Genomic DNA, 12,474 nt, shown 5'->3' with positions numbered 1-12,474 from the left:
TGGTGGTATCCGACCGTATATTGCAGGACGTGCGGACCATGAGGGCGGGTACTTCCGGTGACATCTTCTGCGATCACGCGGCTTTTCGTCTTGATTGCCTTCACGCTTTTCTGCGCGCCTGCCATGGCCGACGCCGAAATCCACAAGGGCAGCTCCGGCAGCTGGATCGACCGCGTCGAGCTTCCGAAGGCTGACCCGCGTTTCGACAGCCGGATCAAGAACGGCATCTCCAACCTTGTCTCGGAATATCAGATCCGGCAGCGGCCCGGCGGCATCGAGGCCTTCGACCGCTATGCCTACAGGATCGTCGACCGCACCGGGCTCGAGCGCGGCGCCGCCATAAATTTCGAATTCGACCCGGCAACGTCGCAAGTGACGATGAACTGGCTGAACGTCATCCGCGACGGCGTGGTCATCGACCGGCTGCCTGGGGCTACGTTCGATGTGTTCCGGCGTGAGAAGGATGCCGAGAAAGGCCTGTTTGACGGCTGGCTCACCGCTTACGTGAATGTCGACGATGTCCGTGTCGGCGACATCATCGACTATGGCAAGACCACCGTCAGGACGCCGATCGTCGGCGCGGATCTGTTTTTCCACTCGGTCGCCATGGCTTGGGGCGAGCCCATAGCGCTCATCCGCGAGAAGGTCGTCTGGCCGGCAAACCAGCCCCTGAACATCCGCCAGGTTCGCACCGACATCCAGCCGGATGTCAAAACCGACGGCGCCTCGAAAACCTATACCTGGCAAAGCATCAACCCTGCCCCGGTCAAGCCCGAGGAGAACCTGCCGGCGGATTTCCTGACCTATCCGACGATCCAGATCTCTTCGACAGCCAAATGGCAGGATGTCGTCGACGCGATGTTGCCCTACTACCGGCTCGACCAGGAATTGCCGGCCGCTTTCGCATCCAAGCTCGACGATATCGCCGCCCGAAACGCCAAGCCCGAAGACCGCATGATCGAAGCGATGCGGCTGGTCCAGGACACCATCCGTTATGTCAGCCTGTCGATGGGCCGTGGCTCCTACATTCCCCGCAGCCCGAGCACCGTGATTGCCTCCGGCTTCGGCGACTGCAAGGACAAGGCCTTGCTTCTTGCCTCCAGCCTGCGCCGGCTTGGCGTTGAGGCTGAGCCTGCCCTGACCGATCTCGACGATGGACTGGCGCTTGGCGACATGCTGCCGACGATCCGCGCCTTCGACCACGTCATCGTCAAGGCGACGATCAAAAGCCAGATATACTGGATCGATGCGACCAATTACTTGCAGGGTGGCCGGGCCGAGAACCTTGTTCCGCCCGACTATGGCTTTGCCTTGCCTGTTGTCGCCGGCAGCGCCCGGATGGAGCGGATCGAACGCAAGGAGCTGTTCCAGCCGACCACCTTCGTCAGCGAGGCGTTCGACTTCCCGAAAAACACGGGCGAGGCGCTCAAGCTGACGGTCAGCACGACCTACCGGGACGCGGATGCCGACTCGATGCGCTACAGGCTGGTTTCGCAATCGGCCACCAAGCTCGCCGACGACTATCTCCAATATTACAACCGGCAGTATCCGGGGATGACCAGCCTGGCGCCGTTGTCGACAAAGGACGACCGTGACGGCAATGTCGTCACCACGGTCGAATCCTACGAGCTGCCGGCCGAGGATCTCGACGCCGATGATCTCGTCAAGAACTTCCCGTTGAAGGCCGATGTCGGCATCAGCAATTTGCCGGAGCCGGGCATGGTTGGCAGGGCCGGGCCGATCTGGCTCGGCAGCCCGATGTTCAAGCGTCATCAGTGCATCGTCCGGAACCTGAAGGCGGAGTTTGTCGGCCCTGAAAAGTCCGACGACGTGATCACGCCCTATGTCGCCTTCAAGGCGCGCTGGTCGAGCACGCCGAGCGAATTCCAGGTCGACTGGTTTCTCAAGACGATCAACGATCGCGTTCCCGCCAAGGATATCGGTTCGTATCTGAGATCGCGCAGGAAGATGGGCGACAACGCCTCCTGGAGTTACAATTTCGGCTATGCCGAAACCGAGGCGAATTGAGGCTAAATCAGTAAAGTAGCGCTCGGCAAGTCGCCTTGATTTATGGCGTGGTGACTAGCTCGACTTCCGCCGCTACTCCTGAAGCGATACAGTGCTTGTCCAGGCGCGGGTGGAAACAATGGATTTTACGAAGTTTTTCGAGCCGGTTCGGGGGATCATAGGATACCTTATAAGCCGAACGGGAACTATTATAGTTACGGCAATTTTATTGTTCGTCAATTTTGATTTCGGCAAGAAGATTTCCGAAATGTCAATCTATATTGATAAATACCACAACACGGTTATCAATGTAATTCCATTTGTGCCGCCTGAAAATCAAGGGCTAGTATTAACCATATTGGTCCTATTTGGAATCATCGGACTTTTAGAGACTCATTCGGCAATTTTAAATTTTTTGAACCGACTTTCTCCATTTACATTCGTCAGCTATGCGCCAAACTTCGAGCCATTCGAAAATGACATTGATTTAATTTGGAAGTGCTACAGTGAAAAATTGGACCTTGGCGAGCTAGAAAAGCTCCACCAAATAAGAAAATCGATGGAGGAGCCAAAGCGGTATCCTGCGCCAACCGGGATATTTGATTACATTTCTGGTTGGATATTTCTAATGCTGATACTTTATTTCTATTTGGAGATAAAATCTGCATCCACCTTTATTGAAAGCATATTCATTCTCTTGATAGCTGGCTGGGTTTGGGCATATCGTCGAGCCCAGTACGGCTCTTACGGGTGGGAAGAATCTCGAAAGGCGGCATTCTGGTTGTATGAGCATCGCCTGCACGATCCTCAAAAATTGACCGACGAGCAGCAGGAAAGACTAGGCGAGTATCACGACTCTCGACGAAACCTTCAGAGATTCAGAGAGCCTGGAGCGTCAATCTCGATATCTTGGCTCGATTTTCTGTATCGACTTCTGATACCTAGCAGTCTCCGTGCTAAGATCGGGCAATATAGATGGAAGCGTGAGAAGGAATTTCGCGAAGCATTGGGATCTCTATTCGGAGATGGTAGAAGTACTAAACGCCTCTAGACGCATTTGCATGAAGCCTTCCGACGCTCATAGCGCCGCCGTACAACTGACATTCCGAATCATACGCAGAACGGGCTTCCCTTTTTACTCCGCCGCGCCCCTGAAGGCGCTGGCGCCGGTCTCGAACTGGAGCTTGGCCAGCCTGGCATAGATGCCGCCCTTGGCGACCAGACTCTGATGCGTGCCTTCCTCGACGATGCGGCCGCCATCCATGACCAGTATCCTGTCGGCCTTCAGCACCGTCGCCAGCCGGTGCGCGATGACGATCGTGGTGCGGCCTTGCATCAGCCGTTCCAGCGCCGTCTGCACCAGCGTCTCGCTTTCGGCGTCCAGCGCCGACGTGGCTTCGTCGAGCAGCAGGATCGGCGCATCGCGCAGGATGGCGCGGGCGATCGCCACGCGCTGGCGCTGGCCGCCGGACAGCGTCACGCCGCGCTCGCCGACCTGGCTGTCATAGCCATTCTCGAGCTTGAGGATGAATTCGTCGGCCAGCGCGTCCTTCGCCGCTGCCTCGATTTCGGCATTGCCGGCGCCCGGCCGGCCGAAGCCGATATTGTCGCGCGCGCTCGCCGCGAAGATGGTGACGTCCTGCGGCACGATGGCGATGCGCTCGCGCACCGAGACCGGATCGGCTTCGCGCACGTCGACGCCATCGATCAGGATCTTGCCGGTTTCGGGATCGTAGAAACGCAGGATCAGCGAAAAGACAGTGCTCTTGCCGGCTCCCGAGGGGCCGACGATGGCCACCGTCTCGCCCGGCATGACCTGGAAACTCAGGCCGTGGACGGCGGCACGGTCGGGCCTTGCCGGATAGGAGAAGGAGACGTCGTCGAAGACGATCGCGCCCTTGGCGACCGCCGGCAGCGGCTTCGGATCGGACGGCGCCAGGATCGCCGGCTTTTCGGCCAGGATCTCGGTCAGCCGCTCGGCCGCACCTGCTGCCTGGGCAAGTTCGCCCCAGACTTCCGACAGCGCGCCGAGCGCGCCGGCGGCAAACACCGAATAGAGCAGGAACTGGCCGAGCGTGCCCGGCGATATCGTGCCTTCGAGCACGTCGCGCGAGCCGAACCAGAGCACCGCCACAACGGACGAGAAGATGGTGAAGATGGCGAAGAAGGTGAGGAAGGAGCGGGCGAAGATCGAGGCGCGTGCGGCCTCGAAGGCAGCCTCCACCGCGCCCGAAAACCGCCCGGTGACCAGCTTCTCGTTGGTGAAGGCCTGCAGCGTACGCACCGCGCCGATCTGCTCGCTGGCATAGGCTGTCGCCTCGGCAAGCGTGTCCTGCGCCTGCCTCGACTTGCGCCGCACCGAACGGCCGAAGGCGACCAGCGGCAGCACGATGACGGGAATGGCCGCGATGACCAGGCCGGACAGTTTTGGACTGGTGACGACCATCATTCCGACCGCGCCGAGACCGAGGATGACATTGCGCAGCGCCACCGAGGCAGTAGCGCCGACCGCCGACTTGACCTGCGTGGTGTCGGCGGCAAGCCGCGACACGATCTCGCCCGACTGGGCGGTGTCGAAGAAGGCCGGCGACAGCGTCGTGACATGGGCAAAGACATCGCGGCGGATATCGGCGACGACGCGCTCGCCGAGCGTGATGACGAAGTAGTAGCGGCCGGCGGACGCCGCCGCCAGCACGGCGGCCATCGCAACCAGTGCGGCGAAATATTCGGCGATGAAAGTGGTGCTGGACGACGAGAAACCGTGATCGATCATACGCCGTACGGCCAGCGGCAGCGTCAATGTCGTTGCCGCCGCGATGGCCAGCGAGATGAGGGCGCCGACGACCAGCGTGCGATATCCAGCGATATAGGGGAACAGGCGCCTGAGCGGCTTGAGCGAGCGTCGGCGCTCGTCTGCGCTGCTTGATTGCGCCATCTCGGTGTGTCCTCTAGCCGCTTCGGCTTCATGCGCCACAATATGCGCTTGCCGCGGCCTTGTGATTCAATTCCGCCTGATGTATAGGCTCGCCGACCGTTTTAGAAGCCGTGGCTCCTCAATAGCTGCGGCTTCGAGTTTTAAAAAGAGGCGCATCGACGCAGGCTCATGCCCGTCAGCCGCGCCGGCAAGCCAGGAACCGACCCATGAAGAGCGCTATTCATCCCGACTACCACACCATCAAGGTCGTCATGACCGACGGCACCGAATACACGACCCGTTCGACCTGGGGCAAGGAAGGCGATACTATGAACCTCGATATCGACCCGACCACCCACCCGGCCTGGACCGGCGGCCAGCAGACCCTGCTCGACCGCGGCGGCCGCCTGTCGAAGTTCAAGAAGCGCTTCGAAGGTTTCGGCCTTTAAGCCAACTTCGGCATTGTCGCAGATCAAAAACCCGCCTTCGAGGCGGGTTTTTTTGTTCAGCGAATGGTTGCCCTGACCAAGTCTCCCTTGATGACGACCGAGGGCTTGGTGCCGGCGGTGTTGGGAAGCGTGCTGTCGACGAGGCGGCCGTCGCGGCGACCGAATAGCTGATCGCAGTCCCCTGCCACTCAGTCTCCGGCCAGTTCCCGCAGCGCCATGCGCTTGTAGGCGGCGACCAGCCTGTCGCCCTCCTGCCGCTCGACCGAGATGGCCAGCCGTACCGCGGCCTCGCCCATTTGCCAGATGAGAAACGCCGTGGTCTCCAAGGCGAGGGGGTCGGCGCCGGGACGCAAGCGCTTCAGCACCGCCACGAGGAACTCCGCATTGGCCCGGCTGTCGGCGAGTTCGAGCTGGCGCAGCGCCTTGTCGGCCTGCGTTCCCGACCAGATGTCGCGCATCACCGGCTCGGCCAGGAACAGCCCGTAATAGATATCGACCAGCTCCGAGAAAGCCCGCCGCAGGCCTTCGGTGTCGCCGACATCCTTGAGCGTGGCCGAGATACAGGCCTGGCTCTCGGCCGTATAGCGCTCGGCCAGTGCCCAGATGATCGCCCGCTTGTCGGGAAAGAACTGGTAGAGCGAACCGATCGACACCCCTGCCCGTTCCGCGACCTCGCCCATGCGCATGGCGTCGCTGCCTTGCTCGGTGATCAGCGCCGAGGCAGCGGCCAGCATGCGCTCCACCCGCTCGCGGCTGCGCTGCTGGCTTGGCGCCCGCCTTGGCGAAGCGATCTGCTCGTTGGCCGGCGTGTCTTCCATGGACTGTCTCCAACAAGGCATTTGGCACTATCGCCGAGATAATGGCTTGACTCACAAAATACGAGGGTTTATCACGTTTTGCAAATGTGAGGATTGCTCATGTTTTCAAACAGAGGAAAACCACCATGACCGATACCAAACCAATTCTGATCCTTGGCGGCACCGGCAAGACCGGCCGCCGTCTTGCCGAGCGGCTGACGGCGCGCGGCATACCGGTACGGATCGGCTCCCGTTCCGGCACGCCGCGTTTCGACTGGGAGGCTCCCGCAAGCTGGGCTCCTGCACTCGAAGGCGTCAGCGCGGCCTATATCAGCTACTATCCCGACATCGCCGTGCCGGGCGCCGCCGAAGTGATCGATGCCTTCACCCGCCTTGCCGTGGAGCATGGCGTCCGCCGGCTGGTGCTGTTGTCGGGCCGCGGCGAGCACGAGGCGCAGCGCGCCGAAGAGATGCTGAAAGCTTCCGGGGCCGACTGGACGATCCTGCGCTGCGCATGGTTCTCACAGAATTTCAGCGAAGGCTTTCTTATCGAGCCATTGCTGGCGGGCGAAGTGGCCCTGCCGGTCGGACCTGTCGGCGAACCCTTTGTCGATGTCGACGACATCGCTGACGCCGCCGAAGCGGTGCTGACCGGGCCTGGTCATGTCGGCCAGCTCTATGAGCTCACGGGGCCCCGGCTGTTGAGCTTCGCAGACGCGGTAGCCGAGATTGCCAAGGCGGTTGGGCGCGACATCCGCTTTGTCAGAATCTCACATGACGAGTTCACGGCCGCTGTCGCGTCGCATGAACTGCCACCCGAAATCGTCTGGCTGCTCGATGAGCTGTTCACCAAGGTGCTCGACGGCCGCAACGAATCGCTCACCGACGGCGTCCAGCGCGTGCTCGGCCGTGCACCGAAAGACTTTTCCGCTTACGCAACCGAAACCGCCGCAACCGGCATCTGGAGTAACTGAGATGAGCAAGCTTGTTCCCGCCCTGACCATCATCGCCGCGATCGGCTCGGGCGTCGTCGGCGGCGTCTTCTTCGCCTTTTCCAACTTCGTCATGGCGGCACTTGCCCGGCTGCCCGTCCCGAGCGGCATCGCCGCGATGAATTCGATTAACATCACGGTAATCACGCCGACTTTCATGACGGCGCTTTTCGGCACCGGCCTGCTCTGTCTGGTGCTCATCGCCGCCGCCATCATGGGCTGGAGCCAGTCCGGCTCGTACTGGCTGCTTGCCGGCGCGGTGATCTACGTGATCGGCAGCCCGATCGTGACCATGGTCTTCAACGTGCCGCTCAACGATGCGCTCGCCGCCGTCGATCCGGCCAGCAGCAACGGCGCCGCCGTGTGGGCGAACCATCTAAGCCAGTGGGTGATGTGGAACCACGTCCGCACCATCGCCTCCATCGTGGCGATGGCCTGCTTTATCTTCGCATTGCTCTAATGAGACTTTACGAAACGCAAAAGACTCCGCTCAGGCGGGGTCTTTTTGCGTTGGCCCCTTTGACGTGTGGCCCTTGCGGTCGGAATGACCGAGATCGCGATCCGGATCGATCACGTCGCGCACCAGCTGCTTGAGTTTTGCCGCGTCCGGAAAGCCGCCGTCGCGCTTGCGATCCCAGATGAGAACATCATTGCAGGAGATCGTGAAGACGCCGCCGGTGCCGGGCACCAGCGTCACTTCGCCGAGATCGGTGCCGAAGGTGGAGAGCAGTTCCTGCGCCATCCAGCCGGCACGCAGCAGCCACTGGCACTGCGTGCAATAGGTGATGCTGATGGCGGGCAACGGCGTCTCGCTGATATCGGATTGAGCTCTGTTCATATCGGATTGAGCTCCGCTCATATCCCGACCGATCAGGCCGCGCTGAGCTTGGCCAGGGTCTCGTCGTCGACTTCGAAGTTGGCGTAGACGCTTTGCACGTCGTCGTCGTCCTCGAGCGTGGCGACCAGCTTCATCAGCGACTGTGCCCGCTCCTCGTCGACCGGAACATTGTTCTGCGGCCGCCAGATCAGCTTCACCGATTCCGCCTCGCCGAGCGCGGCTTCCAGCGCCTTCGACACCTCGCCGAGATTCTCGAAGGCGCAATAGATCGTGTGGCCTTCCTCATCGCTTTCGACATCGTCTGCGCCGGCTTCGATCGCCGCTTCCATGACCTTGTCGGCGCTGCCGGCCGATGCCGGATAATAGATCTCGCCGACGCGGTCCCACATGAAGGACACCGAGCCGGTTTCGCCCATCGCGCCGCCGGCCTTGGTGAAGGCGGCGCGGACATTCGACGCCGAGCGGTTGCGGTTGTCGGTCAAGGCCTCGACGATAACGGCGACGCCGCCTGGGCCATAGCCTTCATAGCGCACGGCCTCGTAGTTCTCGGCATCGCCCATCGACGCCTTGTTGATGGCGCGCTGGATGTTGTCCTTCGGCATCGACACGGCCTTGGCGTTTTGGATCGCCAGCCGCAGGCGTGGGTTCATCGATGGGTCGGGCGTACCGCTCTTGGCGGCCACGGTGATTTCGCGCGCCAGCTTGGAAAACATTTTCGACCGCACCGCGTCCTGACGGCCCTTGCGGTGCATGATGTTCTTGAACTGTGAATGGCCAGCCATGGCACCCCTGTCGTGTTCGGCTAGAGCGTTCTGCGGCGAGATGCGTTACCTCGCCTTTTTTGCAAAATGCTCGAATTCAAATTTTCAGAGCGTCCTTGATGCGTCCGCAGGACGTATGGCGCTCTTTGTCGGAATGGCCGGCTTATAGATAAATCGGCTCAATTCGTCCAGCCGCGCCGTGCGCCGGCGGCCAACAGGGACGGGTGCAAGCACTCACGCCTCCAGATCGGACTTCAGCCGGTCGATGATGCTGAGCGCATGGCCGGCATACTGGCTGATCCAGCGGTCGTGGATCTGCTTGATCGGCAAGGCGTTGAGATGGTTCCAGCGCTCGCGTCCGTCGCGGCGCGCAACGATCAGCTCCGCCTCCTCCAGCACCTTCAGGTGCAGCATGACGGTGCAGCGGTCGATGCCGGGGAAGGCATCGCACAGCATGCCGGTGGTCTTCGGCTCGTCCTTCAGCCGATCGAGCATTTCACGCCGGCGCGGATGCGCCAGCGCCTTGAAAACATTGTCGTCTTGCGATCGACTTGACATGTTATAGTTCTATAACATATCGTCCAGCCAATCAAGCGAGGAGTTGTGGATATGTCTCTTGGATTCCGCGTTTCCGGCCGCATCGGCAAACCGGTCGCCGAAGTTTTCGACGCCGTCGTCAACCCCAAGAAGCTGAGCGGCTATTTCACCACCATCGGCGGCGCCAGCGCGCCGCTGCAAACCGGCACCGGCGTCGTCTGGTGGGGCAAGGTGCCGGTCGAAGTCGACGAAGTGGTCAAGAACAGCCGCATCGTGCTGCGCTGGGACGCCACCGATGCAGACGGCAAGCCGGCCTACAAGACCCGCATCGAAATGAACTTCGAGCCGCTGGACGATGGCGGCACCTTCGTCACCATCGCCGAAAGCGGTTGGCGGGAAGGCGCGGTCGGCTTGAAGAAATCCTACCTCAATTGCGAGGGCTGGTCGCAGATGCTGGCCTGCATGAAAGCCTATGTCGAACATGGCATCAATCTGCGCGACGGCTACTACCGCAGCGAGATGAAGGGCGAGCCCGCCAACGAGACCAATGTTTGAGCGATGGAGTCCGTAATGACCGCGAAAATCGCCGGCGGCATCAACATCGCCATGAAAGTGCCGCCGCATCAGTATGAGGCGACGATCGCCTTCTACCGCGACATCGTCGGCCTGAAGCCATTCGACGCCAAGGCGCCGGCCGTCGGCTTCGAGTTCGGCCCCAACCGCCTGTGGATCGACGAGGCGCCGATGTTGAGCCAGGCCGAGGTCTGGCTCGAACTGTTCACCGAAGATTTCACGACCGCTGCCGCACACCTCGCCGAGGCCGGGATCGTGCGTTGCGATGCCATCGAACCCTTGGGCGAAGGCTTTCGCGGCGGCTGGATCACCAACCCGGCCAGCATCGTCCACATGCTGCGCGAACCCGACGCCTGGTGAGCGCCAGGGCCAGAAAGGCGACCGCCATGGAGATCCGCGAAACCCCGACAGCCGAGGCCGGCATGCTGATCCGGCGCCCTGTCGCCGAGGTGTTCGAGGCCATCGTCGATCCGGCCATCACCACCAGATTCTGGTTCACCCACGGCAGCGGTCGGCTGGACAGCGGCAAGGAGGTCCGCTGGGAGTGGCGCATGTACGGCGTGTCGACGGCCGCCAAGGTCAGCGAGATCGTCAGGAATGAAAGGATCGTCATGCAATGGAGCGATCCGCCGACAACGGTAGTCTGGACCTTCACCGAAATGCCCGGCGATGCGACCTTTCTCGAGGTCCGCAACTTCGGCTTCGCCGGCACGCCCGACGAGCAGGTCAAAGAAGCGATCGGATCAACCGGTGGCTTCACGCTGGTGCTGGCCGGCGCCAAGGCCTGGCTGGAACAAGGCTTGACGCTGGGCCTGATCGGCGACCGCCACCCGAAGGGTGCGCCGGGGCGTTAGCTACCCCAGCACCCGGCTACTCAATGCCCGTCGCCGGGCTTCGCTTTCCTGCGCCGCCGCGCCAGCATGTTGAGCCCCTCGACCAGGGCCGAAAAACCCATCGCCGCGTAGATGTAGCCCTTGGGCACATGGTAGCCCATGCCGTCGGCGATCAGCGTCATGCCGATCATTAACAGGAAGCCCAACGCCAGCATGACGATGCTGGGGTTCTTGGCGATGAAGTTGGCCAATGGACCCGCCGCCAGCATCATCACGCTGACGGCCACGATCACGGCGATGTACATGATCGCGATCTCGTCGGTCATGCCGACGGCGGTGATGATGGAATCAATCGAAAACACAAGATCGAGCAGCAGGATCTGGAAGATCGCGCCGGCAAGCGAGATCTTGAGCGTCTCGCCCATCATCGTGTCCTTGTGGTCGTCGGGATCGACTGTGTGATGGATCTCCTTGGTCGCCTTCCACACTAGGAACAGGCCCCCGGCGATCAGGATCAGATCGCGCCAGGAGAAGCCATGGCCGAAGGCGGTGAAGACCGGCGTCGTCAGCTGGACGATGACTGATATGGTGCCCAGCAGCACCAGCCGCATGACCAGCGCCGCCGAAATGCCGAGCCGGCGGGCGCGGGCCCGCTGCGCTTCCGGCAGCTTGTTGGTCAGGATCGAGATGAAGATCAGATTGTCGATGCCGAGCACAATTTCCAGCACCACCAGCGTCAGTAGCGCGACCCATGCGGTTGGATCGGAAACGAAGTGAAAATGCGGCGCAAGAAATTCGATAAGCTGCATGGAGGTCGTTGTCCCCTCTTTTAACGATCTGAAGCAGATGTCGTCGGCAATTAGGTACTGCGCGCGCCTATATCAATGTCACGACCAGAAGGACGGAGCCGTTTCTTCCAGTCTCGGCCCGCGACGAAACGGCGCGATCTTCTCGGTCAGTCCGGTGCGATCGGAAATATTGACACCAACCCCACACAATGTCGCCGGGCCGGTCGCAGCCTCGAAGCGCCCCTTCGGCACTTTCGACAGGAACCGGTTGAGCGGTTCCTCCTTGTCCATGCCGAGCGAAGAATCATAGTCGCCGCACATGCCGGCATCCGACAGATAGCCGGTTCCGCCGTTGAGGATCTGGTGGTCCGCGGTCGGCTGGTGGGTGTGGGTGCCGACGACCAGGCTGGCGCGGCCGTCGACGAAATGCGCGAAGCACATCTTTTCCGAGGTCGCCTCGGCATGGAAGTCGATCACCACCGCATCCGCCTGTTCGCCGAGCGGGCAGGCGGCAAGCTCGCGCTCGCCGGCCTGGAACGGATCGTCGAGCTCGGGATGCATGAACACCCGGCCCATGATGTTGGCGACCAGCACGCGCGCGCCGCTCCTGGCGATGTAGACCCCGGAACCGCGACCCGGCGTACCCTTGGGAAAATTCGACGGACGCAGGAAGCGTTCTTCGCGCGGCGCGAAGGCCAGCGCATCGCGCTGATCCCAGACATGGTTGCCGGTGGTGACCACATCGGCGCCCGCCGCGATGGTTTCCCGAAAGATCTCTTCGGTGATGCCGAAGCCGCCCGCGGCATTCTCGCCATTGACGATGACGAAATCGAGTTTGAAGTCCGAAATCAGGCCAGGCAGTTGTTCCCACACCGCCGTGCGTCCCGATTTTCCAACCATGTCACCGAGGAAGAGAAGTCTCATATGATCCCGCACCGAAAGTCAGCGAAGCAAAAGCTGCATGACATCCGCGAAAAGATCATGC

General features: G+C 61.4%; 16 protein-coding genes. 8 read left to right on the top strand and 8 right to left on the bottom strand.

The genetic code is table 11. The annotated features are described in order from the left end of the window. The first annotated feature begins 57 nt into the window (after window positions 1-57). Together ACWGS8_RS01210 and ACWGS8_RS01205 are read left to right on the top strand one after the other, a co-directional pair. Window positions 58-2,028, top strand: a complete 1,971-nt coding sequence (locus tag ACWGS8_RS01210) for a DUF3857 domain-containing protein (protein ID WP_454579236.1) — start codon at window positions 58-60, stop codon at window positions 2,026-2,028. 91 nt (window positions 2,029-2,119) lie between these two features. After that, window positions 2,120-3,058, top strand: coding sequence for a hypothetical protein (locus tag ACWGS8_RS01205; RefSeq protein ID WP_454579235.1), 939 nt, complete (start codon window positions 2,120-2,122; stop codon window positions 3,056-3,058). An 84-nt stretch (window positions 3,059-3,142) separates the two neighbouring features. Here ACWGS8_RS01205 and ACWGS8_RS01200 read toward each other — a convergent pair whose 3' ends face one another. Further along, window positions 3,143-4,942, bottom strand: coding sequence for an ABC transporter transmembrane domain-containing protein (locus tag ACWGS8_RS01200; RefSeq protein WP_454579234.1), 1,800 nt, complete (start codon window positions 4,940-4,942; stop codon window positions 3,143-3,145). Window positions 4,943-5,148: 206 nt separating this feature from the next. Here ACWGS8_RS01200 and rpmE point away from each other — a divergent pair, with 206 nt between their 5' ends. Continuing rightward, a complete protein-coding gene (gene rpmE, locus ACWGS8_RS01195) occupies window positions 5,149-5,370 on the top strand; it encodes a 50S ribosomal protein L31 (RefSeq protein ID WP_010912060.1) in 222 nt (73 codons plus the stop codon). Window positions 5,371-5,426: 56 nt separating this feature from the next. On the opposite strand, the gene ACWGS8_RS01190 is transcribed toward rpmE, so the two are convergent. Both ACWGS8_RS01190 and ACWGS8_RS01185 read right to left on the bottom strand, forming a co-directional pair. Further along, entirely contained in the window at window positions 5,427-5,558 is a 132-nt protein-coding gene (locus ACWGS8_RS01190) for a hypothetical protein (RefSeq protein ID WP_454579233.1), read from the bottom strand. Then, complete coding sequence (locus ACWGS8_RS01185; RefSeq protein WP_454579232.1) at window positions 5,559-6,188, bottom strand: TetR/AcrR family transcriptional regulator; 630 nt, start codon at window positions 6,186-6,188, stop codon at window positions 5,559-5,561. A gap of 125 nt (window positions 6,189-6,313) precedes the next feature. Between ACWGS8_RS01185 and ACWGS8_RS01180 the strand changes: the two genes are divergently transcribed. Beyond that, window positions 6,314-7,141 (top strand): NAD(P)H-binding protein, encoded by an 828-nt coding sequence (locus ACWGS8_RS01180; protein ID WP_454579231.1) that lies wholly within the window; start codon window positions 6,314-6,316, stop codon window positions 7,139-7,141. Window position 7,142: 1 nt separating this feature from the next. After that, complete coding sequence (locus tag ACWGS8_RS01175; protein WP_454579230.1) at window positions 7,143-7,619, top strand: anthrone oxygenase family protein; 477 nt, start codon at window positions 7,143-7,145, stop codon at window positions 7,617-7,619. Window positions 7,620-7,649: 30 nt separating this feature from the next. Here the strand turns inward: ACWGS8_RS01175 and ACWGS8_RS01170 are convergent, their stop codons facing one another. The 3 genes from ACWGS8_RS01170 to ACWGS8_RS01160 form a co-directional block, all read right to left on the bottom strand. Then, window positions 7,650-7,997: a SelT/SelW/SelH family protein gene (locus tag ACWGS8_RS01170; RefSeq protein WP_454579229.1), complete on the bottom strand. Its 348-nt coding sequence runs from the start codon at window positions 7,995-7,997 to the stop codon at window positions 7,650-7,652. Between the two features lie 32 nt (window positions 7,998-8,029). Then, on the bottom strand, window positions 8,030-8,779 hold the full coding sequence (locus ACWGS8_RS01165) for a YebC/PmpR family DNA-binding transcriptional regulator (RefSeq protein WP_010912066.1): 750 nt from the start codon (window positions 8,777-8,779) through the stop codon (window positions 8,030-8,032). A gap of 213 nt (window positions 8,780-8,992) precedes the next feature. After that, the gene (locus ACWGS8_RS01160) at window positions 8,993-9,316 is read right to left on the bottom strand and encodes an ArsR/SmtB family transcription factor (RefSeq protein WP_454579228.1); all 324 of its coding nucleotides are present in this window, start codon (window positions 9,314-9,316) and stop codon (window positions 8,993-8,995) included. Window positions 9,317-9,367: 51 nt separating this feature from the next. On the opposite strand from ACWGS8_RS01160, the gene ACWGS8_RS01155 reads away from it, so the two are divergent. The 3 genes from ACWGS8_RS01155 to ACWGS8_RS01145 are packed head-to-tail and all read left to right on the top strand — an operon-like array spanning window position 9,368 to window position 10,722. Continuing rightward, entirely contained in the window at window positions 9,368-9,850 is a 483-nt protein-coding gene (locus ACWGS8_RS01155) for an SRPBCC domain-containing protein (protein ID WP_454579227.1), read from the top strand. A 15-nt stretch (window positions 9,851-9,865) separates the two neighbouring features. Beyond that, window positions 9,866-10,228: a VOC family protein gene (locus ACWGS8_RS01150; protein WP_454579226.1), complete on the top strand. Its 363-nt coding sequence runs from the start codon at window positions 9,866-9,868 to the stop codon at window positions 10,226-10,228. 26 nt (window positions 10,229-10,254) lie between these two features. After that, on the top strand, window positions 10,255-10,722 hold the full coding sequence (locus tag ACWGS8_RS01145) for an SRPBCC family protein (protein ID WP_454579225.1): 468 nt from the start codon (window positions 10,255-10,257) through the stop codon (window positions 10,720-10,722). A gap of 20 nt (window positions 10,723-10,742) precedes the next feature. Here ACWGS8_RS01145 and ACWGS8_RS01140 read toward each other — a convergent pair whose 3' ends face one another. Further along, a complete protein-coding gene (locus tag ACWGS8_RS01140) occupies window positions 10,743-11,510 on the bottom strand; it encodes a TerC family protein (RefSeq protein ID WP_454579224.1) in 768 nt (255 codons plus the stop codon). A gap of 78 nt (window positions 11,511-11,588) precedes the next feature. Beyond that, entirely contained in the window at window positions 11,589-12,413 is an 825-nt protein-coding gene (locus tag ACWGS8_RS01135; protein WP_454579223.1) for a TIGR00282 family metallophosphoesterase, read from the bottom strand. Between the last annotated feature and the right edge of the window lie 61 nt (window positions 12,414-12,474).

The organism is Mesorhizobium sp. 43Arga (assembly GCF_053714255.1).
The sequence above is the reverse complement of the archived record's forward strand: the minus strand, read 5'-3'. Positions and strand labels throughout refer to the sequence as shown.